The following is a 26,376-nucleotide window of genomic DNA, read 5'->3' as shown; positions in this document are numbered from 1 at the left end:
CCTGGTACGAATATCTGTGATGGTCGACCTGAAATCGAAGATCAAAACCACCAGTCCGGCGGCAATTGCCGCCGGCAGGAAAGACCCGAATGGTGAGCGGTTATGTCAGTGGGGCATCAATGCGTCGTGGGTTTGGCCCTCAGTTTTTCAATCTCGTCCTTGATTGCCAGCTTGCGTCGCTTGAGATTCACGATTTCCAGGTCGTCCACCGACGGGTGATTCATCGCGTCATCGAGCTCGCGTTCGATGTCGCCGTGTTTCCGCTGCAACTCATCAAGATGGGATGCAAGAGACATGATTGGTTCTCCCTTTCATGATTTCCTCGATTGCAGCCGCCAAAGGCGCGTCCACCGCAGGCTCGCTCTGTGACGGCACAATGACAGTGTGCCACCTTCGCGCAGCGATGTCGAATGATCCGTGGTAGCATTCCACGACAACGTGAAATGTGATATGGGCTGCGCGCCGGTGGCAGAGAGTGCCACCCCCCGCCCAATCAGGCCCAGCTTTGGGCGCCGCAGACGTGCAGACGGTAGAGAATGTCCGATCAGGAACAGGCCGATATTCGCCTCGAATTTTCCCGGCTGAAGCAGGAACACGCCGATTTCGACGCCGCGATCAATGCGATGATCGCCATGAACTGCGACCCGCTGCAGATCCAGCGCATGAAGAAGAAGAAGCTTGCGCTGAAGGATCGGCTGATGAAGCTGGAAGACAGGATCATCCCGGACATCATCGCCTGACTTCAGGTCCAGGCCGCGATCGAAAGCCGCGCCGCGCGTTCGCGCAACAGGGCCAGGAGTTCGCCTGTCTTCTCCTGCGATGTGTCGATGGACACCACTAGGCACATCGTCGCCTCGACGGTGCCGGGTGCTGAAAACACCGGCGCGGCGAGGCATTTCGTATAGGCGTCGACGAGCCCCGAAGTGATGCAATAGCCGGTGGCTCGCGCCGTCGCTATGTCGGCGATGAAATCGTCCAGCCGCAATCTGCGGCCATCGGGCAGCATAAGGTCGTCTTCCGATATCATGGCTTCGATCCGGGCCTGTTCGAGGCCGGCGAGCAGCAGCCTGCCTGACGCGGTCCAGGGCAGCGGAATCTGCAATCCGGTGGCGGAGCTGATGCGGAACGGCCGGGTGCCCGGGCTCGAGTGGACGATCGTGTAGCGGCCGCTCTGCAGCATGCACAGTTCGGAGGTCTCACCGGTCTCGCGCGACAGGTTGTCGACCTCCTGGCGTCCTCGCCTCAAGAGGTCGTTGCCGCGCACATAATCCATTCCATAGAGATAGAGCTTCTTACCGAAATAGACGCGGTTGCCGTCGCCGGCCATCTCCAGGAGGCCCGCATCGACCAGCGATCGCACCAGTGTGTAGGTGGTCGAACGCGGCGCGTTGACCCCCTTGGCGAGGTCGCCGATACCGATGGCGCGCTGCGTCGAATGAAGGAACTCCAGAATCTGGAGCACCCGGTTGAGGCCCTTCTCCCGAGAGACCGAAATCTTTGCGTCCGCTGAGACCGCCAAGGCGCTGCCATCTTGCATTGTCGATTCCTGATGTTAGTATCTGTCTTGTACAGGATACACTCGTCCCTTGTAAGAGACAATTTCTGTAACGATCCGGGTGCGCGTATTGCCTGTGCGTAGGGGAACACAACACGAAAGGAGGTCGCTGTGGACGACACATCCAAAAGGCGTGATTTTCTGAAACTGGGCATGGCCGGACTGGCAACGGCCGGCGTCATGAGCGCGGCGGCAACGGTCGACGTCCAGAAGGCGGCGGCGCAGGCTGCGCCCGATAGCTTGCTACGCACCGTGCTGGAGCGCGGCAAATTGATTGTCGGCACCGGAAGCACCAATGCGCCATGGCATTTCGAGAACGATGCCGGCGAACTCGTCGGCATGGACATCACCATGGGGCGCATCCTGGCAAAGGGCTTGTTCGATGACCCGGCCAAGGTCGAGTTTGTCATGCAGGACCCGGCGCAGCGCATTCCGAACGTGACGACGAACAAGGTCGACATCACCATCCAGTTCATGACCATGACCGCGCAGCGCTCGCAGCTGATCAACTTCTCCAGGCCTTACTACGTCGAGGGCGTCGCCTTGCTGACTTTGCCCGGCGCCGAGAACAAGACCTTCGACAAGCTGCTTGCCGCAGGCTCCGCGACGCGCGTTTCCATCCTGCAGAATGTCGACGCCGAATCTTCGGTGCATTTTGCCTTGCCGGAGGCGCAGGTGATGCAGATCGATACACAGGCCAACGTGCTGCAGGCATTGGAATCCAAGCGTGCCGATGCCGCTGCCGTCGACCTCTCCACCGTGCGCTGGCTCGCCTCGCGCAATCCGGACAAATACTTCGATGCCGGCAAGAGCTGGTACTCGATGCTTTATGGCGCGGCGCTCCGGCAAGGCGATCTCGATTGGCTGACCTTCGTCAACCAGACCTTCACCATCGCCATGTTCGGCCATGAAACGGCGCTCTATGACGCCGCGTTCAAGGACTATTTCGGGCAGGAGCCGCCGGCGCGCCACCCCGGCTTCCCGGTTATCTGACGTCATCGGCGGAAGGGCGCCGACCCTTCCGCCTTTTTTCCTGGCGACGCGGCCAGCTTTGCGTCACATCGGGAGCACTGAGGCCGACGCATGGGTTATGCGCTCAATTTCAACCTGATCTGGCGGCATTTCGACAAGCTGTGGGGCGGTCTGCTGCTCAGCCTGGAGCTCGCCGTCATCTCGATCGCCATCGGCATCGTCATCGGCCTGGTCCTGGCGGTCTGGTACGTGTCGGCCGGACGCATGGTGCGCGGCATCATTGCCGCCTATGTCGAATTCATCCGAAACGTGCCGCTGATCCTGCTCGTCTATCTCGTCTTCTACGGTCTGCCGACCGTGGTCGACATCGCCTACAGCGCGCAAACCTCGTTCGTCGCCACGCTGGCGCTCTACAGCGGCGCCTATCTGGTCGAGGTGTTCCGCTCCGGTCTCGAAGCGGTGCCGCGCGGCCAGCTAGACGCCGGCAAGGCGATCGGCCTGACGCCCTGGCAAAGGCTGCTCCATGTGCGCCTGCCGACCATGCTGCGCATCACGCTGCCGGCGCTTTCCAACACTTTCATATCGCTGTTCAAGGACACCTCCGTCGCTTCGGTCATCTCGGTGCCCGAACTGACCTTCGGCGCGCAATGGATCAACTTCAACACCTTCCGCATCGTCGAGGTCTATCTCGTCGTGACGGCGATGTATCTGCTGACCGGCTACGCCCTGCTTTACGCGCTCCGGCTCGTCGAACGATGGTTCAAGGTGGTGCACTAGCATGCTTGGCCAGATCGCCTACGCCTTGCCTTTCCTGGCTCAGGGTTTTGCGCTGACGCTTTGGGTGTCGCTGCTGGTCGTGACGTTCTCGCTCGTCGCCGGTGTCGTCCTTGGCGTCGGCCTGGTCTATGGCCCGGCGCCGGCGCGCTGGGCGGTGCGCATCTTCAGCGACACTATTCGCGGCATACCGATCCTGGTGCTCATCTTCTTCGTCTACTACGGGATGCCGGCCGTCGGGCTTCACCTGCCGTCCTTCTGGGCTGCCGTGCTGGCGCTGACCTTGTTCAAGACAGCCCAGGTCGTCGAATATCTCCGGGGCGCCGTCGGCTCCATCCCGAAGGGACAATCGGAGGCGGCAATGGCGATCGGCCTGACCTTCCGCCAGCGGCTGGCCCATGTCATCTTTCCGCAAGCGTTCAGGCGTTTCCTGCCGCCCTGGATCAATGGCGTCACCGACGCGGTCAAGGGCAGCGCGCTGGTCTCGCTGCTCGGCATCACCGATCTCATGCAGGCCATCAACCAGGTCATCGGCCGCACCTATGAGGCCATGCCGCTCTACATCCTTGGCGCCCTCATCTACTTCGCCGTCAACTATGCGCTTTCGCTTGCCAGCAGGCGGCTGGAGCGGCGTTTCTCCTTCATCCGGGAATAGCAATGTCCACAAGCTCGAACGATGCCCCGGCCCTTCTCGACATCCGCGATGTGTCCAAATCCTTTGGCGCCGTCCAGGTCCTGCGCTCGGTCAGCCTGCGCGTGGCGCGCGGCGAGGTGGTGACGGTCATCGGGCCCTCGGGCAGCGGCAAGACCACGCTGCTGCGCTGCGTCAACTTCCTGGAGAGCTATGACAGCGGGTCCATCCGCATCGACGGCAAGGAGGTCGGCTTCCGAGAAACCGGAGCCCGCCAGCGCCGCAGCGAACGCGACCTTGCCGCGATGCGCGCCGAGACCGGCATGGTGTTCCAGAGCTTCAACCTGTTTCCGCATCTCACCGCCGCCGGCAACATCATGCTCGGCCTCACCAAGGTGCGCGGCAAAAGCACCGTGGAGGCGCGCACGATTGCCGAACACTGGCTCGGCCGCGTCGGTCTTGCCCATAAGGCCGACAGCCTGCCGGCGGAGCTCTCCGGCGGCCAGCAGCAGCGCGTCGGAATTGCGCGCGCCGTGGCCATGGGGCCGAAAATCCTGCTGCTCGACGAGATAACCTCCGCCCTCGATCCGGAACTCGTCGGCGAGGTGCTTGAAGTGGTGCGCAGCCTCGCCGAGGACGGCATGACGATGGTGATGGTCACGCATGAGATGGCCTTTGCCCGCGACGCCTCGAGCCGCATCGTCTTCATGGCCGATGGCGGCGTCGGCGCGGTCGGCCCGCCGAAGGAGATTCTCGCAGCAGACGCCGAGAATGAGCGTCTGCGCAATTTCCTGGCGCGCTTCCGCGCCTCGCATTTCTGACATTGGATGGTTGACACCATCCCAAGGAGCCTTCTTCCATGACGCCTTACACCAGGCTCACCGAACTCGGCCTCACATTGCCCGAGCCGCCGACGCCCATCGCCAACTTCGTTACCCATGCCGAGAGCGGCCGGCTGATCTTCCTGTCCGGCCAGGGACCGCTGCGGGCCGACGGCTCGCTCTGCACCGGGAAGGTGGGCGAGGATGTGACGGTGGAGGAGGCTTATCAGCATGCCCGCCTCACCGGCCTCAACCTGCTTGCCGTCATGCATGCTGCCGCCGGCGATCTCGGCCGCATCGTGCGCGTCGTCAAGCTGCTCGGCTTCGTCAACGCCACGCCGACCTTCAGCGACCACCCCAAAGTGGTGAATGGCTGCTCCGATCTTTTCGCCGACGTTTTCGCCACGATCGGCGGGCATGCCCGCTCGGCGATCGGCGTCGGCTCCTTACCCGGAAACATCACCGTCGAAATCGAAGCGGTCGTCGAGATCGCTGCCTGATCTGTCATCCACGGGATTGCTCACATGAAAACATATTCAGACACCGGCTCCAACACCACGATCCGCGAACGGCTCGGCCTTCGCCCGATCATCAACGTCTCCGGCACGATGACGGCGCTCGGCGCGTCGATCATCGTGCCTGAAGCGATCAGCGCCATGTCGGAAATGGCATCGCAATGGGTGGAAATGGACGATCTGCAGCGCGCCGCAAGCGCCGTCGTCGCGCGCCTCACCGGTGGCGAGGCCGGCTTCATCACCGCCTGCTGTGCCAGCGGCATCACCATGGCGATCGCCGGCGCGATGACGGAAACCAACCTGCTCGCCATCGAACGCCTGCCGGACGACACCGGCGACCTCAAGTCGGAGGTGATCATCCAGCTTGGCCACATCGTCAACTACGGCGCCCCGATCGACCAGTCGGTCCGCGTTGCCGGCGCCAAGGTGGTGCCCGCCGGCACGGTCAGCGTCACGCAGGACTATCATGTGCGCGACGCGATCAACGACCGCACGGCGGCAGGGCTCTATGTCGTCGCGCATCACACGGTGCAATACGGCATGCTGTCGCTGGAGGAGTTCTGTGAAATCTGCCACGCCAGGGGCGTGCCGGTGATCGTCGACGCGGCTTCCGAATATGACCTGCGCGGCTTCCTGGCGCGCGGTGCCGACATCGTCATCTACAGCGGCCACAAATTCCTGAGCGGCCCGACCAGCGGCATCGTCACCGGACGCAAGGATCTGGTGCGCGCCGCCTATCTGCAGAACCGCGGCGTCGCCCGCGCCATGAAGGTCGGCAAGGAAAGTATCGCCGGCACCATGGCAGCGCTCGAAGCCTGGGAGAAGCGCGACCACGCCGGCATCCGCCGGCGCGAAGAGGCCGCCCTCAACCTTTGGAAGGATGCTCTGCAGGGTATCCCGGGCATTGGCGCGGAGATCATTCCCGACCCGACCTCCAACCCGCTCGACCGCCTGCAGGTCTTCGTGCTGCCGGAAAGCCGCTTCACCGCCGCCGGCCTTGCCTCGGCGCTTGCCGGTGGATCGCCGCCCATCATCGTGCGCAATCACGAGGTCGAACGCGGCCATTTCTTCCTCGACCCCTGCAATCTTCATCCCGGAGAGGCGGAGAGCGTCGCCGAACGGCTGCGCGCCCTGTTAACCGCGAAGGACCGGCCCGCCGACGCCATGAAGATTGCTCGCAAGGACTCTTCCGGCGCCTTACGCTGGCCGGATTGAGCGCCAAGCGGACCAACGAACCCAAAGCACCGGCTGATCACGTGACTGTGAACAGCCGGATGCGTACGCGGCGGGAATAAATCTCGGCCGCAACGGGTCTCCTCGACATAGGCCGCTACAGGCGTTGAGGAGATCCGCATGTCCGTCATCATGAACACGACAGCGAACATGGCCGCGGCGTCGGCGGCCGCCATGTGCTGGAGCGCATGACCTCAACCGGCCTCTCTCCCATGATGCACGGCTTTCCCATTGCGCTTGACACTGGTGACGCAGATGAATTCACTTTCGCCACGGCAGGCGGCTTTGCCTGTTGCCGAGGGTTTCGCCCGCACGGGCGGGGCGAGACCGCCGGTATTGCTTGAAAGCGCACGGCCTGTTCCTCGTGGAGTATCGGATGGTGCTGCTTTGAGCGAGAAGGCCGGAGCCGAGCGCTTCAGCGAGGTGGTGCTGCCTCATCTCGGTGACGCGCTGGCGCTTGCCCGCTGGTTGACCGGCAATGGCGCCGATGCCGAGGACGTCGTGCAGGACGCCTGCATAAAGGCGCATGCGGGCATATCAGGCTATGCCGGCGGCAATGCCCGCGCCTGGCTGCTGACCATCGTGCGCAACACCGCCTATACCTGGATGTCGCGCAACCGGCCGCGCGGCATGTTGGCCGTCGGTGATCTCGGCGATCTCGACGAGATGGCGGCGGCACACGGCATCAGCGTGCCGGACGAATATGGTCCGGAGGCAAGCCTGATCGCCAAGGCCGACACGGTGGCGCTTGAAACGGCGATAGCAGCCCTGCCGCAGCCGTTTCGCGAGACGCTTGTGCTGCGCGACATCAGCGGCCTCAGCTATCGCGAGATAGCGGCCATGCTCGGCGTGCCGATGGGCACGGTGATGTCCAGGCTGGCTCGCGCGCGGAGCCTGCTTATGTCTGACCTGGGGAGAGCGCCATGACCATGCATGACGATGGACTGCCCAATGATCCGGAAGGCATCAGGCTGATGATCCACGCCCTCGTCGATGGCGAACTTGATGCAGCGGCCGCGCTTGCGGTGGAGCGGCGCATTGCGGCCGATCCGCGGCTTGCCTCGGAGCATGCCCGCATCGTGGCCTTGCGGGGCGCGGTCAGCCGCCTGCCGCGCCCAGATGTCGGCGACGCCTTTCGCGCGCGCATCGCGGCCATTGGCACTGCGGCCACCGCGCAGCCGGAGTCAGGCGAAACGGCCAAGCCGCAGCAGGGCCGGCCGGCGCTCCCGGGGGTGCTTGCCCCGGGCGGGAGAGGCCAGAGGCGAAACGCCGATACGCGGCTGTCGCCAAGTCGAGCGCGCCGCTTCGGTTCGTTCGACTGGCGCGCTCTTGCCGCCTCGATCATGATCAGCGCGGTGCTGGCCAGCGGGGCAACGCAATGGGTGATGGTCAACGGCGCGTCCGACAGCTTCGCCGCGGCGGTCGCCAGCGGCCATCGCCGCAGCCTGCTTGCCGCCAGCCCGATCGATATCGTCTCGTCGGACCGCCACACGGTAAAGCCCTGGCTCGACGCCCGGATCGGCGTGTCGCCGCCGGCACCGGATCTTGCCAAGGACGGTTTTGCGCTGATCGGCGGCCGGGTCGAGGTGATTTCCGGCCGCCCGGTGCCGGCACTTGTCTACCGCCACCGCGAGCATCTGATCACGCTGGTCGCCGAACCGCAGCAGGGCGGCAAGGTCAGCGAGCCTGACGATCTTTCCTCGGGCGGCTTTTCGCTGGTGCAGTGGAGCGACGGCGCCTTCTCCTACTGGGCGATCTCCGACATGGAGCGGCCCGAACTCGACGATTTCGTTGCCCGCTTCCGCAAGGCTGCGGCATAGGCTGATTTCCCGGCCGGACCCCGGCAATGCCCCGCATCCTTGCCGCCGCCGCCGAATTCCGCTAAGGCGCGCCTTTGTCGCCGGGAGCAGAAGCTTGGACGATCAACGCGCCGACGTCGCCATTATCATGGGCAGCCAGTCCGACTGGGCGACCATGCGCCATGCCGCCGAGACACTGGAGGCGCTTGGCATCCCGCACAAACGGCTGATCGTCTCGGCGCACCGCACTCCCGACCGGCTCTACGCCTTCGCCAAGGGCGCCAAGGCCGCCGGCTACAAGGTCATCATCGCCGGTGCCGGCGGTGCGGCGCACCTGCCCGGCATGACGGCGGCGATGACACCGCTGCCGGTGTTCGGCGTGCCGGTGGAATCCAAGGCCCTGTCGGGACAGGATTCGCTGCTGTCCATCGTCCAGATGCCGGCCGGCATTCCGGTGGGAACGCTGGCCATCGGCAAGGCCGGTGCGGCCAATGCGGCTCTGTTGGCCGCCGCCGTGCTGGCGCTCAACGACGACAAGCTTGCCGGGCGGCTCGATGCCTGGCGCGCCTCGCAGACCGCCAAGGTCGCGGCCGAACCCACGGACACGCAATGAGCCTGCCCGCCGGATCGACCATCGGCATCATCGGCGGCGGCCAGCTCGGCCGCATGCTGGCAATGGCGGCCGCTCGCCTCGGCTACCGCACCGTGGTGCTGGAGCCGCAGCCGGATTGCCCCGCGGCACAGGTCGCCAACCGTCAGGTCACGGCCGCCTACGATGACCCCGCCGCGCTTGCCGAATTGGCCGAGGCAAGTGCCGTCGTCACCTATGAATTCGAGAACGTTCCGGTTGCCGCCGCCGAGGCGCTCGCCGCAAAGGTGCCGGTCTATCCGCCTGCGCGCGCGCTTGATGTGGCGCAGGACCGGGTGACCGAAAAGACATTTCTCAACGGCATCGGCATTGCCACGGCGGATTTCCGCGCGGTCGACAATGACGGCGAGCTGACCGCAGCGCTGAAATCCTTTGGCGGCAGCGGCATATTGAAGACGCGGCGCATGGGCTATGACGGCAAGGGCCAGCGCGTCTTCCGTGACATGCAAGCCGGCGGCTTCGCCGGCACCTGCGAGGCCATGGGCAGCGTGCCGCTGGTCCTCGAGGCCTTCGTTTCCTTTGAGCGCGAAGTCTCCGTCATCGCCGCGCGCGGCATCGATGGCGTCGTCGCCGCCTACGATCCGGCCGAGAACGTCCACCGCAACGGCATTCTCCACACATCGACCGTGCCGGCCGCGATCGCGCCCCGGACAGCCGAGGCGGCCCGGACAGCGGCGGTGAAGATCCTGTCGGCGCTCGACTATGTCGGCGTCATCGGCGTCGAGTTCTTCGTGCTGGCCGATGGCTCGCTGCTGGCCAACGAGATCGCGCCGCGCGTCCACAATTCAGGCCACTGGACGGAAGCCGCCTGCACCGTTTCGCAGTTCGAGCAGCATATCCGCGCCGTGGCCGGGCTGCCGCTCGGCGACCCGCGACACCATTCCGACTGCGTGATGGAGAACCTGATCGGCGACAATATCTCGCGCGTTCCGGAATTGCTGGCGGAGCCCGACCTGATGCTGCATCTCTACGGCAAGGCCGCAGCGCGGCCCGGCCGCAAGATGGGTCATTTCACCCGGATCAGCCGCCGCGCCTGACAGCAATCTCGACGCCGCGAGCTACCGGGCAGGAAAACTCGGCGCATGGCGTTCTCAAGTCACGTGGCGACCACCACATCATACCAGCCGGTGCCGAGCCATTGGCCGATTGCGGATATTTGACGACACCGGGCATTCATCTCCGCTACCGGGCATGCTTGCGGTTGACACGGACAAGGCTCCTCGTTTATGAGCCACCCACAGTTCAAAGGCGCGTCTTCTGGCGCGCCTTAAAATTTCGACCCGGACCGGGTCCACACCGACAGGCAAGACCATGAAGATCAAGAATTCGCTCAAGGCGCTGAAGGCGCGTCATCGCGACAACCGTCTGGTTCGCCGCAAGGGCCGCGTCTACATCATCAACAAGACCGCCCCCCGCTATAAGGCGCGCCAGGGCTGAGCTTCGTCGCGAGGCTTTTGCCTCCGCAGTTGGTGTTTATCGTCGGTCCGCCGGCCGTTCACGCTAAAATCAGTTTGACGTTCCGCCGCCCGGGACTAGATTCGGGCGATGCGGATTCTTTTTGCATTTTTGACGGTCCTTCTTTTTTGCAGCGCCGTCTCGTTGCCGGCTCGGGCCGATGACCGGGCCGCTGTGCAAGCGGCCCCGGAGCCGGCGCCTCCGGATGCCCAGCCAGTGCCGCAAGCCCCGCCTCCCGCAATGAACAGGGAGGCCCGGCTCGACAAGCTGTTTGCCGATCTCAAGCGCGAGCGCAACGAAAAGGCGGCAGAGCGTATCGCCGGCATCATCTGGAGCGAATGGTCCCAGTCGGGCAGCGCCTCGATCGACCTGATGATGCAATGGTCGCAGAAGGCGATCGAGAACCAGAAGTTCGACGTCGCGCTCGATTTCCTCGACCAGGTGGTCACCTTGCAGCCGGCCTATGCCGAGGGCTGGAACCGGCGCGCCACGGTGCATTTCATAATGAAGAACTACGGCAAGTCGATGTCCGACATCGACCATACGCTGCAACTCGAACCACGCCATTTCGGCGCGCTGTCGGGCCTGGCACAGATCATGACCGTGACCGGACGCAAGCAATCGGCGCTCGAGGCTTGGCAGAAGGTCCTTGCCATCTATCCGATGCTGCGCAGCGCCCAGGATCAAGTCGGTACGCTTTCGGAAGAACTCGCCGGCGAAGGCATTTGATATTTAAGGCAGTAGGGGAATAAGGCAGTAAGGCAGTAGGAAAGAGATCGCCCGGAAATACTCCCCCTATTCCCCTATTCCCCTATTCCCCTATTCCTTCTCGTATATCCCACATGAACCTGCTCTATGCCGCCTTTGCCTTCCTTCTGGCACTTGTCTTTGGATTTGTCGGCATCACCCGCGTCGGCTCCTGGCTGATCGAGCGCCGCAACCCGGCCGTCGGCGAATTCGTCGACATCGATGGCGCGCGCATCCACTATGTCCACGTTCCTGGCCCCGCCAAGGCCGACCTGCCGCCTGTTGTCTTCATCCACGGCGCCAGCGCCAATCTCAGGGATCAGATGCTGCCGCTCAGGCCGTTGCTTGAAGGGCGCGCCGAATTGCTGTTCTTCGACCGGCCGGGATTCGGTTGGTCGGGACGCGGGCCCGGCAACAACGAGGATCCGTGGTCGCAGGCCGACACCGTCGCCGCGCTGATGGACCATCTCGGTATGAAGCAGGCTATCATCGTCGGCCATTCCTTCGGTGGCGCGGTGACGACCGCCTTCGGCCGCGAGCATGCCGACAAGACGCTCGGGCTGGTATTCCTGGCACCGGCAACCCATCCGTGGCCCGGCGGCGCAACCGCCTGGTACTACGACCTGACCACCATTCCGGTGATCGGCCGGCTGTTCTCCGAAACGCTGAGCTATCCGGCAGGAATGCTGCGGATCGCCGACGCTACGACCTGCGTCTTCTCGCCCAACAAAGTGCCGGACAATTATGTCGCCGAGGCCTCGATCCCGCTGGTGCTGAGACCGTCGGCCTTCCGCGCAAATGCCAGCGATGTCGCCGGCCTCTACCGCTATGCGCTTGGGGCCGCGCCGCGCTACGCCGAGATCAAGGCGCCGACCGTGGTCATCTCGGGCAATCGAGACAAGGTCGTCTACGCCCATATCCATTCGGTCGGCCTCGAGCGCAACATTGCCGGCGCCAAACTGGTCTGGGTGCGCAATCTCGGCCACAAGCCGGACTGGATCGCGTCTGATCTGGTCGTTGGCGCTATCGAGAAGGCCGCCGGCAGGAGCGTGGATCTGGAGGCGATGGCAAGGGCGGTGGAAGCGCGGATCGCCGGCGATGCCTATGGCGCCGGAAAATGCGCCGACCTCAAGGAACCCGAAGCGGAGTTGGCGCCGACCTGATGTGCGTCTTCCGACAACGGTCGTCGAAAAACGGTATCGGGGCCAGAGCGGCATGTACGTCCTGAAACACGGCATAAAGAAAAATCCCGAAAAATTCTGGGCGCTGCCGGACCGCATCTTCTTCGGTTACGGCGCCTGCCCCATCCTTGCGGGCGTCTTTCTCAGCTATCCTCCCCTGGACGGATTTTACGGCGAGCGGATCATTCCAAGCGGGAACCACTACGGAAACCATATCTATGTGACCAACGGCGTGATCGCCTTCGACCACCATGGCTATTCCAGCCGCGAACGGCTTCTGGAACACCACAAACGAGGATGGGCTTCGCATAGCGCCGACTGGCACTGCACGCTGGAAAAGGTCGATTTCGATCTGCTCGACACTGCCGAACTTAATCGGCGAAAGATGCGGGGACCGGATCAATATCTGCAAGATCCCATACCCCGCGCGCGTCGCTTCCTTCAGCGCATTGACCACGCCGCAGCGGCAACAAGAGCTCTCAAGATCGCAACGCGGTGAAGCCCTGGGGCGGGCTTATCGGGTGCCCAAGTCCGAACCGACATAGGCGATGCGCAGCATATTGGTCGAACCGGGCGTCCTTAGCGGCACGCCGGCGGTGATGATGACGCGGTCGCCGGGCTTGCCGAATTCCTCTTCAAGCGCGATGCGGCAGGCGCGATCGACCATGTCGTCGAGATCGGTGGCATCGGGGGAGACGACGCAGTGCGTGCCCCACAGCAGCGACAGCCGCCGCGCCGTGTTGACGATCGGCGACAGGGCCACGATCGGCACCTGCGGGCGCTCGCGCGCGGCGCGCAGGCCCGTGGTGCCGGAAGCCGTGTAGGTGATGATCGCCGACAGTTTCAGCGTCTCGGCGATTTCGCGGGCCGCCAGCGAGATCGCATCGGCGCCGGTTGCTTCAGGCTCGGAACGCTGGGCGTTGATGATGCCTGCATAGGTCGGATCGGTTTCCACCTTGGTGGCGATGCGGTTCATCATCGCCACCGCTTCCACCGGATAGGCGCCCGCGGCCGATTCGGCCGAAAGCATGATGGCGTCGGCGCCTTCGAAGACGGCGATCGAAACGTCGGAGACTTCCGCGCGGGTCGGCACGGGCGCGGTGATCATCGATTCCAGCATCTGCGTGGCGACCACCACCGGCTTGCCGGCGCGGCGCGCTGCGCGCGTGATCTGCTTCTGGATCCCGGGCACGGCTTCCAGCGGCATCTCGACGCCGAGATCGCCGCGCGCGACCATCAGCGCGTCTGAGAGTTCAATGATTTCGGCCAGACGGGCAACCGCCTGCGGCTTCTCGATCTTGGCCATGATCAGCGCCCGGCCGCGTGCGATCTTGCGCGCTTCGGCCAGGTCCTCCGGCCGCTGCACGAAGGACAGCGCTATCCAGTCGACGCCGGTGGCGAGCACCGCGTCGAGATCCCTGCGGTCCTTCTCGGTCAGCGCGCCGACCGGCAGGTCGGTATCGGGCAGGCTGACGCCCTTTCTGTCGGAAATCGTCGTGCCGGCAACGACGGTGCAGACGATCGCCTTGCCATTGGCCTTCACCGCTTTCAGCTCCAGCTTTCCGTCGTCGATCAGCAGCCGGTGACCGGCCTCGACCGAACTCAGGATTTCGGGATGCGGCAGATAGACCCTGGCCGCGGTGCCGGGCTCGGGATTGTCGTCGAGCGTGAAGGTCTGGCCGACGGTCAGCACCTCCTTGCCGTTGGCGAACTTGCCGACGCGCAGCTTGGGTCCTTGCAGGTCGGCAAGGATGCCGATCGGCCTTCCGACCGTCTCCTCGACGGCGCGGATGCGTCCGACGAGCGTGCGCATCAACTCGTGATCGGTATGGCTCATGTTGATACGGAACACATCGGCGCCCGCTTCGAACAGCTTCTTCAGCATTTCCTCGGAAGAGGAGGCCGGACCGATGGTGGCTAGGATCTTGACCTTGCGGCTGCGTCTCATTGACTGTTTGTTCCCGGGGCGGCTGGCGCGCCTCCCGTTGCGGGGTCGTCGGTTAGCTGGACCATCCAGCTTGCCTGCTCGCCCGTGTCGTATTCCTGGAATCCGGCGCGCTGGAAGCCCCGGGCGACGCAATCGGTGACGCCGGCGATCTTGAACTCTTTTTCAGCCACGCACATGTTGATCGGGCCGTCCCAGCGTCCGCCGCGTTCGGCGTCTTCTGCATAAAGATAGTAAAACCTTGATGACAGCGGCCCTTCGATCAGCGTCTTGCAACTCGATCCTTCGATGTGCCACCAGCCCTCGGTGATCCAGCCGGCCTTGGCACGATAGCCGATGCCGACGCCGACCAGGTTTTGCGTCGCGTTGCAGACGCGGAAATCAGCGCGGGCGGGCGAGGCCGCAACCATCGCGGACAAACCCACGGCGAGCGGCAGGAGCGGCATGGCGAAGGCGAAGCGCACGCGCCGCCCGCCCGCGGAACTCATCCTGAAACCCCTCAAGAACCACATCAGCATCTCTCTGCGCCCCTTTTCGGAAAAGTCCGGGCGCATGTCAACGCGCCGTTTTGTCCAATTCCAATCGATTTAAGAAGGCTCCCGGCGCGCGATCCGTCGCCCCTTGCCAGATTTCAGCGGAAACCTTGGCCAAACAACGGCATTGCGCCCGCGTCGTCTTCGTGGAAAGACGATAGCATCCTCCCCGGAAGCCAGCGAACAGACCATTTCCCGCCAATGACCCGATCCACAGTTTTCGCGCCTTTCGATGTCGTCGAGGGCGACCGCAAGCGGGGCGTGGTGCTGTTGGCCGACCATGCCCGCCGCGACCTGCCTGAAGACTATGGCAGCCTTGGCCTGCCGGCGGCCGCATTCGACCGCCACATCGCCTATGACATCGGCGTCGAGGCGGTGACGCGCGAACTCGCTGCGTTGCTCGATGTGCCAGCGGTGCTCGCCAATTTTTCGCGGCTGCTGATCGATCCCAATCGCGGCGAGGATGATCCGACGCTGATCCGTCAGCTCTATGACGGCACCGTCGTGACGGGAAACTATCCCCTCGCCCCGGAGGAGCGCAAAAGGCGGCTTGACCGCTTCTACCGGCCCTATCACGACGCCGTCGGCGCCATGATCGCCTCGGTCGCGCAGGCTTCCGGCAAGGCACCCTTCATCTTCTCCGTGCATTCCTTCACGCCGGTCATGCAGGGCAGGCAGCGGCCGTGGCATGTCGGCGTGCTGTGGGACCGCGACGACCGCGTGGCGCGGCCGCTGATCGACATGCTGGCCGCTGACAAAAACCTCGTTGTCGGCGACAACGAGCCCTATGACGGCGCGCTGCGGGGCGACACCATGTTCAGGCACGCCATCGTCAACGGCTATGCCCACGCGCTGATCGAAATCCGCCAGGACCTGATCGCGACCAGCGGGGATGCGCTTTCGTGGGCTGAGCGTCTGGCGCCGATCGTTGACGCGATCGATCGCCGTCCCGATATACACCAAGTGAAGATGTTCGGCTCACGCACCGGGCCGTTATGAGGAGGTTTCGATGACCGAACTCAGCGACGAACAGAAACGCGACTTCGAGGCCGCCGCCTTTCGCAGGCTGGTGGCGCATTTGCGTGAGCGCGGCGACGTGCAGAACATCGATTTGATGAATCTCGCCGGCTTCTGCCGCAACTGCCTGTCGAACTGGTATCGCGAGGCCGCGGAAGCCGAAGGCGTCGATCTCAGCAAGGACCAGTCGCGCGAGATCGTCTACGGCATGCCTTACGCGCAGTGGCAGGCGCTGCACCAGACCGAAGCGTCCGACGCCAAGAAGGCCGAATTCGAGGCCAGGCGACCCAGAGACCACTAGATGGTCTCTCACGTCCTCGATTACCTTAAGCGTCGGTTTGGCCCAAATGCTTCCCGAGCGCAGCGCTTGACTGGAAATTGAATCGATCTAATTTGCCGCGCAAAGTCACTTTCTAACCGGATTCGCCTATGAACGCGTCGAATGCAATGCAGACCGCCATTCGCGGCCGCTGGGCCGTGGCGGCCATCTTCCTCGCCAACGGCTTCCTGACCGGCAGCTGGGCGCCGCAGATCCCGGTGTTCCTGACCCGCCTGGACATTTCCAAGTTCACTCTGGGGCTTTTGATCCTGCTGTTCGGCGCCGGCGCCGTCACCGCCATGACCTGGTGCGGTCACCTGATTTCGAAACACGGCTCGCGCACCGTGCTGCGCTGGTTTGGCCTCTGCGGCAGCCTCGGCCTGCTGGTCGTGGCGCTGGCGCCCAACGTGCCGCTGGCTGCCGTCGCCATGTTCATCTTTGGCGGCTCCATCGGCGGCATGGATGTCGCCATGAACGCCAATGCGGTGGTGGTCGAGCGGCGGCTGTCGCGCGCGATCATGTCCTCCTCGCATGGCTTCTGGAGCCTCGGCGGTTTCGCCGGCGGTGCCCTTGGCGGCTTTGCCATCCAGAATTACGGCCACCTCGCCCACGCCGCGGTGGTGACGGCGCTTGCCTTCGCGGCGATCGCGGCGGCGGTGCCCTATATCGTCGCCGAGGGCAGGCCGCAGGCTGCCGAGCATCATAAATTCACCTTGCCGGGCAACCCGCTGGTCTACCTCGTGGGCCTGATGGCGCTGCTGACGATGGTCTCCGAAGGCGCGGTACTCGACTGGGCAGCGCTTTATCTCAGGCAGGAACTCGGCGCCGATCTCGCCATTGCCGGTCTCGCCTACGCCGCCTTTTCCGGTGTCATGGCGATCATGCGTTTCTTCGGCGATGGCGTGCGCAATCGTTTCGGGGCCGTGACGACGTTGCGCGGTTCGGCGATCATCGCTGCCGCCGGCATGCTGATCGCAGGCCTGTCGCCCTCACCCTGGCTTGCCATCTCCGCCTTCGCTCTGTGCGGCTTCGGCATCGCCAATATGGTGCCGATCATCTTTTCGGCCGGCGGCAACCAGGAAGGCATGTCATCGGGCACCGGCATGAGCGTGGTCACCACGATGGGCTATTCCGGCATCCTCGTGGCGCCCTCGGCGATCGGCTTCGTCGCCGAGCATTCCAGCTTCGGCCCGATCTTCATCGCCATGTCGGGTCTGCTGATCGTCGTACTGCTGATGGCCGGATTGGCTCATCGCGCCGAATTCGCTCCCGACGCGGCGCCGGCCGAATAGCGTTTCAGTTCCTCGTGAAGGAAATCCGCCACGCGTCGGATGCGCACGCTGGTGCGCACGTCGCGATGCATGGCCAGCCACACCGGCAGCTTGGGCAGCGGCAGGCCCGGCAGCACATCCTCCACCAGGGGGTCCCGCTTGGCCAGCGGCTCCTGGCCGAGGCCGATGCCGATTCCCGCCCGCACCGCCTCCCAAAGCACGATCTGGTTGTCGGCCCGGAAGCGAAAACTGTTCCGCGTGACCGATATGCCGAAATGCGTAAAGCCTCGGATCATCTCGTCGCTCCGGTCGAAGCCGATCAGCGCGTGGTCGAGCAGGTCGGCCGGCTCGCGCGGGCGGCCGCACCGGTCGAGATAGGCTAGGGAAGCACAGGCGCAGAGCGCGATATCGCAGACCTTGCGCGCCACCAACTCGTTCTGTGTCGGCTTGACCATGCGGATGGCGATGTCGGCATCCCGGCGCAGCAGGTTCTCGACCTGGTTTGAAGCGACGATCTCGACCTCGATGCCAGGCTCCTCGATGCCGAGCCGCGCCGTCATGTCCGGCAGCACATAGGCCGCCACCACCTCGCTGGCGGCGATGCGCACAGTGCCTTCGATAGCCTCGACCGAACCCAGCGCCAGCCGTGAAAAAGCGCTCGCCTGCTCGCTCACCGCCTTGCCGCGCTCGAACAGAGTGGCCCCGGCTTCGGTCAGCGCGTAGCCGCTTCGCCCGCGCCGGAACAGGATGACGCCGAGCGCTTGTTCTAGTTCCGAGATGTGGCGGCCAAGCGTCGGCTGGCTTGCCGATAGCTTTCTCGCCGCGGCCGACAGGCTGCCGGTCTCAGCGACCGTGACGAAGCTCTTGATCAGGTTCCAGTCGATATCGGCCATTCAAAAATGAATATCAGAACTGCACACATGGTCAATTTCAATTCATTGGTGAGGCAATCATATTCGGCCTGCAAACATCGATACGCCCTGCAACAAGCCAATCAGGAGTAACCCAAATGACCAGGATTGCACTCACCGCCGCTGCCCTCCTCATCGCCGCCAACGCCGCTTTCGCAAGCAGCGACAAGTTCGGCTCGAACAATGCCAGCCAGACGCCTGTCGCCAGCAGAGACAAGACGATCACCACATCGATCGAGAAGTCGAATGCAATCATCCGGAAGCCGGTCGTCCCAGGCAGCAACCGCGACCTCTTCGGCAACCGCTGAACAGACGCCGAGATATCCCCAAGGCGGTGGGCTTGTCCCGTCGCTTCACAGCAAACAGGAGACGAAGAATGACCAAGATTGCAATCCTCGGCGCCAATGGCCGGCTCGGCCGCGTGGTCGCCAAGGCCTTCATCGATGCGGGCTATGATGTCCGCGCCATCACCCGCACCGGCAAGGTGCCGGCTGAGCTTGCAGGCGCGACGGCCGTCGCCGGCGATGCGCTGGACGGCGAGTCTCTGATCCGCGCCACGCAGGGCGTCGACATCATTTTCAACGGTCTGAACCCGATCTACACCGACTGGGGCAAGTGCCTGCCGATGGCCGAGAATGTCATGACCGCCTGCCGAGCCAACGGCACGCTGCATCTCTTCCCCGGCACCGTCTACAATTATGGCTCGCCGATGCCGGCGGTGATCACGGAAGACACGCCGTTCCATCCGACGACCGAGAAAGGGCGGATCCGCTGCGCCATGGAGGAGCTGTTCCGCCGTGAAGCTGAGGCGGGTCGGGTGCGCACGATCATTCTGCGCGCCGGCGATTTCTTCGGCGGCACCGGCAGCGGCTCCTGGTTCGACCTCGTCGTCGCCGCCAAGATGAGCAAGGGCATCTACACCGCGCCCGGCCCGGCCGATCTGGTGCATGAATGGGCCTATCTGCCGGATTTCGCAGTCGGTTTCGTTGCGCTGGCGCGCAATCTCGACAAACTCGGCTCTTACGAGGCGCTGAATTTTCCGGGCCATGCCGTCACCGACATCGAGATCAAGGCGGCCGCCGAAAAGGCGCTCGGACGCAAGCTTAAACTAAGCTTCATGCCGTGGTGGGTGCTGCGCGCCGGCAGCCCGTTCGTGGCGATGTGGCGCGAGATCGTCTCGATGTCCTATCTGCGCTTCGAAGCGCACCGGCTGGTCTCGGCGCGACTGAACGAGGTCATCGGCGAAATCCCGCATACACACCTGGACCAGGCGGTGCATGAAGCGTTGCAGGATATCGGCGTCGCCGTCGGGCCGGCCCACCAAGCAGCGTGACTGCCGAGCGTGCCGAAAAGACGGCAACGGCGTGCTCGGCCGCAAATCGGTGCCGGTCAGATCCGGCCCATCAGAAGCAGGATAAGCACCACGACGAGGACGACGCCGACGATGCCCGACGGCCCGTAACCCCAGGAGCGCGAATGCGGCCAAGCCGGCACCGCGCCAATCAGGATCAGGATCAGGATGATGATGAGAATCGTGCTGATCGTCATTTTAGAGCCCTCGCCGTCTGGTTGAATCCGAGGGAACAATGCAAAAGGCCGCCCGGTAGTTCCCGGGCTGCCTTTTGACCTGGCTTGCGAAACCGCTCTATTCGGCGGCCTTCGGGAAGGCGATTGCCGGCTCGGCGTCGCCATCGGCTGCTGGCTCCTGCGGCGAGATCTCTCCCTTGCCGCGTCGCAACAGCCGGCTGAACCACCCTCGCCGCGCGCCTGGCTTGACCTTGGCGCGGGTGAACACCATCAGCATCGACGGCGTCACCACCAGCGTCAGCACGGTGGCGAAGGACAGGCCGAACACGATCGCCGAGGACAGCGAAATCCACCATTGCGTCGAAGGCGCGTTGATCGTCGTCTCATGATGGAAGATCTCGAGGCCGAGGCCGAAGGCGATCGGCAGCACGCCGAGGATAGCCGAAACCGCCGTCAGCACCACCGGGCGGGCACGCTCGCGGCAGGTCTGCAGCACCGCTTCCATCTTGTCCCAGCCCTCCTCGCGCAGCCGGTCATAGGTGTCGATCAGCACGATATTGTTGTTGACCACCACGCCGGCCAGCGCGATGACGCCGATGCCCGACATGACGATGCCGAACGCTTCGCCTGTCAGAAGCAGGCCCAGGAACACGCCGATCGTCGCCATGACCACGCAGGACAGCACCAGCCAGACGCTGGTGAACTTGTTGAACTGCGCCAGCAGCACCAGGAAGATCAGGAAGATCGCCGCGCCGAAGGCCTTGCTGAGGAAGGCGCTCGCTTCCGCGCTGTCCTCGTTGGAGCCGGCGAGCTTCCAGCGGATGCCGCTGCCGAGATCCATGTCCGAGACCGCCTTGGTCACCTGCTCCTGTACGGCGGCGACCTGCGCTCCGGCGGCGACATTGGCCTGCACCACGACGGTGCGCGCGCCGTCGATGCGGTTGAGGATGCCGACCGTCGGCTCGGGCTTGCGCACGACGAAGTTCGAGATCGGCACCGACCCTTGCGACGTCTGCACCCTGAGTTCGTCGAGCGTCGACAGCGTGCGCCGGTCTTCCGGAAGGCGCAGGCGGATGTCGACGGCATCGTCCGCGCCCGCCGGCCGGTATTCCGACAGCTTCAAGCCGTTGGTCACCAGCTGCACCACGGTGCCGACCGAGGTCGGGCTGATGCCGTATTGGGCGGCCTTGGCGCGGTCGACCTCGAGCGCCCAGTCGACGCCGGGCGGCGGCAGGCCGTCCGAAATGTCGATGACGTTGGGCACCTTGGCGATCCGCGCCGCCACTTCGCGCGCCTTGTCGTCGAGCCCGGCGGGATCGGCGGCCGAAAGCCTGATCTGGATCGGCTTGCCGGTCGGCGGGCCGGCCTCCGGCACGCGCACCTCGACGTCGACGCCGGGAATGCCGGCCATGACGCCGCGCAGGTCGCTGAGGATCTGGTTGGCGGATTTGCGCTCGCGCCAGTCGACGAACTCGTACTGGATCACGCCGACGACGTCCTCGGGAATGTCCTGGCCGCCGCCCTGAGTCTTGCCGGCGCGTGTATAGACCGATTTTACGCCCGGCCAGCCGAGCAGCCTGTTCTCCGCCGTCCTGGTGGCGGCATCCATCTCGGCCAGCGAAAGATTGCCGCGCGCATGCACGTAGAGCAGGCCGTAGTCCGGCTCGACGCTGGGGAAGAACTCGACGCCGGCGCCGTATTTCGAATAGGCGTAGCCGACGCCGAACAGCAGCGCCACGGTGAGCACCAGGACGGTGATCGGGAAGCGCACCGCCTGCTTGACGATGGCCATGTACCAGCCGTCGCGGTTGTCGTCCTCGTGATGCTTCGGCGCCTTGGCGAAGATCGCGCCCAGCGTCGGCGCGAACACCAGCGCATAGAGCATCGAGGCCGACAGCGTGACGATCAGCGTGATCGGCATGTATTTCATGAAGTCGCCGATGATGCCGGGCCAGAACAGCAGCGGCGAGAACGCGGCGATGCGCGTCATCGTCGCCGCGATGACCGGGCCGGCCATGCGCTTGGCGGCGAGCGCGAAGGCATCCGCCTTCGGCATGCCTTCGCTCATGCGCCGCTCGGCGAACTCGGTGACGATGATGGCGTCGTCGACCAGCATGCCGACAGCCAGGATGAGGCTGAACAGCACGATCATGTTGATCGTGTAGCCCATCATGGCAAGCAGCAATATGCCGATCAGGAAGGACGATGGTATGGCCAGCCCGATGAGCAGCGAGGCGCGGCCCGACAGCGCGTAGAGAATGACGATGAACACCAGGATCACGGCGATCATGACGTGGTTCTGGAGGTCACCCAAGAGCTGGTTGACGAAGACCGACTTGTCCTGCGTGTAGGTGACATGCATGCCTTCGGGCATCGTCTTGATGAAGGTGTCGGACACCTCCCTGACATGGTTCAGCGTGTCGATCAGGTTGGCGCCGATGCGCTTCTTCACCTCGATGGCGATGGCCGGCTTGCCGTCGAGGCGAGTGACCGTCTCGGCGTCCTTGAAGGTCGAGCGTATGGTGGCGATGTCCTTGGCCTGCACCACGGCGTTGGGTGTGGCGACGACCGGCAGGTTGGCCACGTCCTCGGGCGTCTCGATCAGCGACGGCACCTTGACCGCGTATTTGCCTTCCGAGCCTTCGAGATTGCCGGCGGCGACCAGGCTGTTGGAGGCGCCGACGCCTTGCATCAGCTGGTCGAGCTGCAGCCCGTAGGAGGACAGCTTCACCGGATCGATGACCACTTCGACCAGATCGTCGCGCGCGCCCTGCAGCGAGCCTTCCAGCACGCCCGGTACCTCTTCGATACGGTCGCGCAGTTCGCGCGCAGCCGCCGTCAGCACGCGCTCCGGCACGTCGCCCGACAGAGTGACGACGAGGACCGGAAACTCGGAAACGTTGACCTCGTTGACCGTCGGCTCCTCGGCCGCCTGCGGCAGGTCGGCCTTGGCGTCCTGCACCTTGCTGCGCGTGTCCTGGAGCGCCGTGGCCAGATTGGTCTGCGGCTGGAACTCGACAAGCACGTAGCCGCCGCCCTGGAAGGCGGCCGAGCGCATCTCCTTGAGGCCCTTTAGGCTCTTCAGCTTGCTTTCCATCGGCCGCAGGAGAAGGCGTTCCGAATCCTCCGGCGAAATGCCCTGGTAGATCAGGCTGATATACATCATCGGGATCGGAACGTCGGGTTCCGCTTCCTTGGGCGTCGACTGATAGGCGACCCAGCCCGCCGCCAGCAGGAACAGCAGGGCGGATATTGTGAGGCGGGCGTTGTGGATTGCGAGTCTGACGATATCCATGACTTGATGCCTGCTGTTTCTTCGGAAGCGGCGAACTGGCGGGAGGCGCCGGAGATCCCGACGCCGGGCTTTGCGCTACTGCGTACCGGCGGTGGCTTCGCCGACCAGCTTGTTGATGGTCGCCTGGTCGGCCTCGACGGGCTTGACGATATCGCCTTCCTTCACCAGTTCCTGGCCGGCGACAATGATGCGCGCATCTTTCGGAATTCCGCCGAGCACGAGACCGTTCGGCGTGTCGTCCACCAGGTCGATCGGGTAGAAGGCCACCTTGTCGTCGCTGCCGACGGCGCGGATGCCGAGATCGCCCTTGTCACCCAGCGTCACCACCGAACGCGGCAGCAGAACCGCGTCGGTCGGCTCGGCGCTGAGCGTGATCTCGGCCGTCATACCGGCGGGGATGCTGCCATCCGCATTTGGGATCGCCACTTCGACACGGAAGGTGCGGGTCTGGGAGGAGGCGTCGCGGCTGATATACCGCACGGTGCCGGTGACCTTCTGGTCGTTGACCAGGCGCACATTGGCCTCTTCGCCGATCTTGATGTAGCGCAGGTCGCGTTCGCTGATTTCGCCGCGGGCGATCACCGGATCGAGCTTGAGGATGGTCGCCACCTCGCCGCCTTGCATGACCGAGCTGCCGAGTTCCACCGGCACCCTGTCGATGACGCCGTCGAACGGCGCCTTGACCTCGTTGCGGTCGAGCTCGGCCTGCGCGGTCTCCAGCATCGATTGCGCCGAGGTCAAATTCGAGCGCGCCGTGTCGAGCTGCAGCTTCGGCAGATTGCCGGTCTTGGCCAGCCGTTCGGCGGCGTCGAGCTCGGCCTTGCGTTGCGCCAGCAACTGCTTGGCGTTGTCGACATTCGAGATTTTCTCTTCGGCCGCCAGCATCAGAACCAGATCGCCCGTCTTGACGTGCTGGCCTTGGCTGACCGGCAGTTTGTCGATGACACCGGCTACGCGCGTTGCCAGCACCGCCCGCTTGTCGGCCTCGGTCAACCCCGAAATGCGGATAGCGCGCGCATAGGTCTTGCGCGGCGGCGTCACCACCGCGACGGTGCGCGGCGCGGCTTTCGGCTCGGCTTGCGCCGTGTTCGGCTTGCCGGCCTCCGGCGTCTTGGCCTTTTCGGCCTCTGCCGCCCTCTGGGCGTCGGCGGCGGCACTGCCAACGGATGAAAACTCGCCCGTCGCCATCCAGGCGGCGAAACCGATGAGCACAACAATGGCAGCAAGCTTGTGAAACCTGATTTTCGGCATCGTCGTTTTTTCCACTGCGGGGTTTGGCCGGGACTGCGTCCTCCTCGAGGAGCGCGTCGCCGATATGGGTGCGCGCCAGGCCGTGTTCAAATTGCCGTGATCGGCGAAGCGCGCTTCTACATCAAGTTTGCAACGCAACATAGTCGGAAAGTTGCAGCAGCATTGCGAAGCTGGACAGAGTATAGCCGTCGCGAAGCATTTTTTTGCCCAAATAGGGTGCGGCTTTAGCGGGGCTCGTTGGCGACCGATGATCGGCCGTTGAAGGCCCGGTGCCGCCGGGCCTGCGTCTGCTCTCGGAGGCACGACGCCGGCGCGAGGCGATTTTCAACCCCACGCGGGTTTCGAGCACGATGATAACCTCGGCCTGACGGACCATCCCGGCGTGCGACATTTCACGCAACACACTGGAATTGCTTGAAGAACGGACCGTTCAACTCTGATCCAGAGCGTCGTTCCCTGGTCAAGCCGGATGCTCCAGGAGCGAGGACGGGTCGCCTCGATGCGTCTGCTCCATCGCGTTCCGCCGTCTAGGCTTGAGACATGATATAGCCTCGAACAAAACGCCTGCTGGTGCTGTTCGTGGCAGTATTCCTCGCCCGCCAGTCACCGTTCCGGATACGGTCGAGGGATGGCGCCCAACAGCGGCGCCCGCACGACACTGGCAGCAGGCGTCAGCATGATGATGCGCGCCTCACACGCGATGGTTGTTGCTGGCGCCGGAAGGAACTTGCTGGCACCGCGCGGCAGATCACGCCCGTGTGACGGATGCGGGTTCAGGCCCGGCGACGCTCCGCTTCGGGGTTCTTGCGCGCGGCCAGGAATTCCTTCACCCGTCGGCCAGGTGCCGGACCCCGCACCGGCTTGAAGCCGTCGTCGAGCTCGCCGGAGAGGTCGAGCGTCGGCCGCTTGCCGACGGCATCGTAGTTCTCCTCCAGCCAGTCGCTGGCGGCGGTGCGGCCAAGATCGCGCAGATAGGCCAGGAATGCCCATTCGGCATTGACCTTCGATGATGCCGACAGGTCCTTGAAGGCCTCATCGGCGTCGATGCGGTGCATGCGGATGTCCCGGTACTCGCCCCGCGGCAGGCGGCCGGCGGCGATCAGTTCCTTGACGAAGGCGATCGAACGGAATTCGCGCAGCAGCCCGGCGTTGAAGGTGATCTCGTCGATGCGGTTCTGGATCTCATTGGCGCTTTTGGGCGTTCCCTCGCGCACGACCGGATTGATCTGCACCAAAAGCACGTCCTCGGTGGCAGCCGTCTTGAAGAACGGATAGAGCGCCGGATTGCCGCCATAACCGCCATCCCAATAGGGCACGCCCTTGATCTCGACGGCGCGGAACAGTTGCGGCAGGCAGGCCGAGGCCATCACTGTGTCGAGGTCGATCTCGCCATCGGAAAACACCCGCAACTGCCCTGTCTCGACATTGGTGGCCGAGATGAACAGTTCCATCGACTTGCAGGCGCGTACATTGTCGAAATCGATCCCCTGCGCGACCACGTCGCGCAGCGGATTGAGGCCGAGCGGGTTGGCGACATAGGGCGAGAACACGCGCGACATGGTGTCGAAGAAGACATAACCCGGCGTGTTCTCGATCGACCAATTGCCCCAGGCGACGTCCCACGGCATGCGCTGCACCGGGCTGAACCGGCCCTTCGCCGCCACCGCATGCCAGAAGTCGTCGAGCTTCTTGCGCGCGCCTTCGACGCCGCCGCGAACGAAGCCGTCGGCCAGCGCCACCGCGTTCATCGCGCCCGCGCTTGTGCCGGACACCGCTGCGATCTCCAGCCGGCCATCCTCCAGAAGCCGGTCGAGCACGCCCCAGGAAAAAGCCCCGTGGGAACCGCCGCCCTGAAGCGCGATGTTGATCTTCTTTACTTCCTCCGCCTTGCCGTTCTTCGTCATGCGTTCCTGTCGATCCCGGTGCCTGACTTATTGCGTGCCCGGGAATCGGGACGTCAGCGTCACGGCAGACC

The 26,376-nt window shown here is 64.3% G+C and carries 30 protein-coding genes; 20 read left to right on the top strand and 10 right to left on the bottom strand.

Annotated elements, in window-relative coordinates; translation table 11 throughout:
* Positions 1 to 116: 116 nt before the first annotated feature.
* Positions 117 to 296, bottom strand: a complete 180-nt coding sequence (locus tag FJ951_RS22955) for a YdcH family protein (RefSeq protein WP_097571999.1) — start codon at positions 294 to 296, stop codon at positions 117 to 119.
* Positions 297 to 536: 240 nt separating this feature from the next.
* Here FJ951_RS22955 and FJ951_RS22950 point away from each other — a divergent pair, with 240 nt between their 5' ends.
* Positions 537 to 740 carry a YdcH family protein gene (locus FJ951_RS22950; RefSeq protein ID WP_140500489.1) on the top strand — a complete coding sequence of 68 codons (204 nt, stop codon included), beginning with the start codon at positions 537 to 539 and terminating at the stop codon, positions 738 to 740.
* A gap of 2 nt (positions 741 to 742) precedes the next feature.
* On the opposite strand, the gene FJ951_RS22945 is transcribed toward FJ951_RS22950, so the two are convergent.
* Entirely contained in the window at positions 743 to 1,537 is a 795-nt protein-coding gene (locus FJ951_RS22945; RefSeq protein ID WP_140517595.1) for an IclR family transcriptional regulator, read from the bottom strand.
* A gap of 129 nt (positions 1,538 to 1,666) precedes the next feature.
* Between FJ951_RS22945 and FJ951_RS22940 the strand changes: the two genes are divergently transcribed.
* The 14 genes from FJ951_RS22940 (at position 1,667) to FJ951_RS22875 (ending at position 12,831) form a co-directional block, all read left to right on the top strand.
* A complete protein-coding gene (locus FJ951_RS22940; RefSeq protein WP_140500486.1) occupies positions 1,667 to 2,548 on the top strand; it encodes a transporter substrate-binding domain-containing protein in 882 nt (293 codons plus the stop codon).
* A 90-nt stretch (positions 2,549 to 2,638) separates the two neighbouring features.
* The gene (locus tag FJ951_RS22935; RefSeq protein ID WP_140500485.1) at positions 2,639 to 3,304 is read left to right on the top strand and encodes an amino acid ABC transporter permease; all 666 of its coding nucleotides are present in this window, start codon (positions 2,639 to 2,641) and stop codon (positions 3,302 to 3,304) included.
* A 1-nt stretch (position 3,305) separates the two neighbouring features.
* Complete coding sequence (locus FJ951_RS22930; RefSeq protein WP_140500483.1) at positions 3,306 to 3,956, top strand: amino acid ABC transporter permease; 651 nt, start codon at positions 3,306 to 3,308, stop codon at positions 3,954 to 3,956.
* Positions 3,957 to 3,958: 2 nt separating this feature from the next.
* On the top strand, positions 3,959 to 4,753 hold the full coding sequence (locus FJ951_RS22925; RefSeq protein WP_140517594.1) for an amino acid ABC transporter ATP-binding protein: 795 nt from the start codon (positions 3,959 to 3,961) through the stop codon (positions 4,751 to 4,753).
* A gap of 38 nt (positions 4,754 to 4,791) precedes the next feature.
* Positions 4,792 to 5,253, top strand: coding sequence for a RidA family protein (locus tag FJ951_RS22920; protein ID WP_140517593.1), 462 nt, complete (start codon positions 4,792 to 4,794; stop codon positions 5,251 to 5,253).
* A gap of 24 nt (positions 5,254 to 5,277) precedes the next feature.
* Entirely contained in the window at positions 5,278 to 6,483 is a 1,206-nt protein-coding gene (locus FJ951_RS22915) for an aminotransferase class V-fold PLP-dependent enzyme (protein WP_140517592.1), read from the top strand.
* A 405-nt stretch (positions 6,484 to 6,888) separates the two neighbouring features.
* Positions 6,889 to 7,428 carry a sigma-70 family RNA polymerase sigma factor gene (locus tag FJ951_RS22910; RefSeq protein WP_140500476.1) on the top strand — a complete coding sequence of 180 codons (540 nt, stop codon included), beginning with the start codon at positions 6,889 to 6,891 and terminating at the stop codon, positions 7,426 to 7,428.
* Complete coding sequence (locus FJ951_RS22905; protein ID WP_140517591.1) at positions 7,425 to 8,321, top strand: anti-sigma factor; 897 nt, start codon at positions 7,425 to 7,427, stop codon at positions 8,319 to 8,321. Before FJ951_RS22910 ends, FJ951_RS22905 begins: the two co-directional genes overlap by 4 nt.
* A 94-nt stretch (positions 8,322 to 8,415) precedes the next feature.
* A complete protein-coding gene (gene purE / locus FJ951_RS22900; protein WP_140517590.1) occupies positions 8,416 to 8,913 on the top strand; it encodes a 5-(carboxyamino)imidazole ribonucleotide mutase in 498 nt (165 codons plus the stop codon).
* The gene (locus tag FJ951_RS22895) at positions 8,910 to 9,986 is read left to right on the top strand and encodes a 5-(carboxyamino)imidazole ribonucleotide synthase (protein WP_140500470.1); all 1,077 of its coding nucleotides are present in this window, start codon (positions 8,910 to 8,912) and stop codon (positions 9,984 to 9,986) included. Before purE ends, FJ951_RS22895 begins: the two co-directional genes overlap by 4 nt.
* A 274-nt stretch (positions 9,987 to 10,260) precedes the next feature.
* Complete coding sequence (gene ykgO, locus FJ951_RS22890) at positions 10,261 to 10,386, top strand: type B 50S ribosomal protein L36 (RefSeq protein ID WP_125004464.1); 126 nt, start codon at positions 10,261 to 10,263, stop codon at positions 10,384 to 10,386.
* A gap of 108 nt (positions 10,387 to 10,494) precedes the next feature.
* Positions 10,495 to 11,133 (top strand): hypothetical protein, encoded by a 639-nt coding sequence (locus FJ951_RS22885; RefSeq protein ID WP_140517589.1) that lies wholly within the window; start codon positions 10,495 to 10,497, stop codon positions 11,131 to 11,133.
* Positions 11,134 to 11,246: 113 nt separating this feature from the next.
* Positions 11,247 to 12,314: an alpha/beta hydrolase gene (locus FJ951_RS22880; protein WP_140517588.1), complete on the top strand. Its 1,068-nt coding sequence runs from the start codon at positions 11,247 to 11,249 to the stop codon at positions 12,312 to 12,314.
* Between the two features lie 52 nt (positions 12,315 to 12,366).
* Positions 12,367 to 12,831: a hypothetical protein gene (locus FJ951_RS22875; RefSeq protein ID WP_140517587.1), complete on the top strand. Its 465-nt coding sequence runs from the start codon at positions 12,367 to 12,369 to the stop codon at positions 12,829 to 12,831.
* A gap of 15 nt (positions 12,832 to 12,846) precedes the next feature.
* Here the strand turns inward: FJ951_RS22875 and pyk are convergent, their stop codons facing one another.
* Positions 12,847 to 14,280, bottom strand: a complete 1,434-nt coding sequence (gene pyk, locus FJ951_RS22870; protein ID WP_140493391.1) for a pyruvate kinase — start codon at positions 14,278 to 14,280, stop codon at positions 12,847 to 12,849.
* A complete protein-coding gene (locus FJ951_RS22865; RefSeq protein ID WP_246671773.1) occupies positions 14,277 to 14,723 on the bottom strand; it encodes a DUF1036 domain-containing protein in 447 nt (148 codons plus the stop codon). The genes pyk and FJ951_RS22865 overlap by 4 nt, the downstream gene beginning before the upstream one ends.
* 288 nt (positions 14,724 to 15,011) lie before the next feature.
* On the opposite strand from FJ951_RS22865, the gene FJ951_RS22860 reads away from it, so the two are divergent.
* From FJ951_RS22860 to FJ951_RS22850, 3 genes are all read left to right on the top strand, one after another.
* On the top strand, positions 15,012 to 15,809 hold the full coding sequence (locus FJ951_RS22860) for an N-formylglutamate amidohydrolase (protein ID WP_140517586.1): 798 nt from the start codon (positions 15,012 to 15,014) through the stop codon (positions 15,807 to 15,809).
* A gap of 10 nt (positions 15,810 to 15,819) precedes the next feature.
* Entirely contained in the window at positions 15,820 to 16,128 is a 309-nt protein-coding gene (locus FJ951_RS22855) for a DUF1244 domain-containing protein (protein ID WP_140517585.1), read from the top strand.
* Between the two features lie 128 nt (positions 16,129 to 16,256).
* Positions 16,257 to 17,438 (top strand): MFS transporter, encoded by a 1,182-nt coding sequence (locus FJ951_RS22850; protein ID WP_140517584.1) that lies wholly within the window; start codon positions 16,257 to 16,259, stop codon positions 17,436 to 17,438.
* Here the strand turns inward: FJ951_RS22850 and FJ951_RS22845 are convergent.
* Positions 17,396 to 18,310: a LysR family transcriptional regulator gene (locus FJ951_RS22845; protein WP_140517583.1), complete on the bottom strand. Its 915-nt coding sequence runs from the start codon at positions 18,308 to 18,310 to the stop codon at positions 17,396 to 17,398. The genes FJ951_RS22850 and FJ951_RS22845 overlap by 43 nt on opposite strands.
* A 116-nt stretch (positions 18,311 to 18,426) precedes the next feature.
* Here FJ951_RS22845 and FJ951_RS22840 point away from each other — a divergent pair, with 116 nt between their 5' ends.
* Entirely contained in the window at positions 18,427 to 18,636 is a 210-nt protein-coding gene (locus FJ951_RS22840) for a DUF680 domain-containing protein (RefSeq protein WP_140517582.1), read from the top strand.
* 68 nt (positions 18,637 to 18,704) lie between these two features.
* Positions 18,705 to 19,661: an SDR family oxidoreductase gene (locus FJ951_RS22835; RefSeq protein ID WP_140517581.1), complete on the top strand. Its 957-nt coding sequence runs from the start codon at positions 18,705 to 18,707 to the stop codon at positions 19,659 to 19,661.
* Between the two features lie 56 nt (positions 19,662 to 19,717).
* Here FJ951_RS22835 and FJ951_RS22830 read toward each other — a convergent pair whose 3' ends face one another.
* From FJ951_RS22830 to FJ951_RS22810, 5 genes are all read right to left on the bottom strand, one after another.
* A complete protein-coding gene (locus tag FJ951_RS22830; protein ID WP_140493366.1) occupies positions 19,718 to 19,876 on the bottom strand; it encodes a DUF3309 family protein in 159 nt (52 codons plus the stop codon).
* A 97-nt stretch (positions 19,877 to 19,973) separates the two neighbouring features.
* Entirely contained in the window at positions 19,974 to 23,150 is a 3,177-nt protein-coding gene (locus FJ951_RS22825) for an efflux RND transporter permease subunit (RefSeq protein WP_140517580.1), read from the bottom strand.
* Between the two features lie 75 nt (positions 23,151 to 23,225).
* On the bottom strand, positions 23,226 to 24,401 hold the full coding sequence (locus FJ951_RS22820) for an efflux RND transporter periplasmic adaptor subunit (RefSeq protein ID WP_140517579.1): 1,176 nt from the start codon (positions 24,399 to 24,401) through the stop codon (positions 23,226 to 23,228).
* Between the two features lie 121 nt (positions 24,402 to 24,522).
* A complete protein-coding gene (locus FJ951_RS22815) occupies positions 24,523 to 24,801 on the bottom strand; it encodes a hypothetical protein (protein ID WP_140517578.1) in 279 nt (92 codons plus the stop codon).
* 373 nt (positions 24,802 to 25,174) lie between these two features.
* On the bottom strand, positions 25,175 to 26,305 hold the full coding sequence (locus FJ951_RS22810; protein ID WP_140517577.1) for a patatin-like phospholipase family protein: 1,131 nt from the start codon (positions 26,303 to 26,305) through the stop codon (positions 25,175 to 25,177).
* Positions 26,306 to 26,376: the final 71 nt, after the last annotated feature.

It is taken from the genome of Mesorhizobium sp. B2-2-3 (assembly GCF_006442405.1).
Taxonomy (GTDB): Bacteria; Pseudomonadota; Alphaproteobacteria; order Rhizobiales; family Rhizobiaceae; genus Mesorhizobium.
Note: the sequence above shows the minus strand (reverse complement) of the source record. Positions and strands in the feature narration are given on the sequence as shown.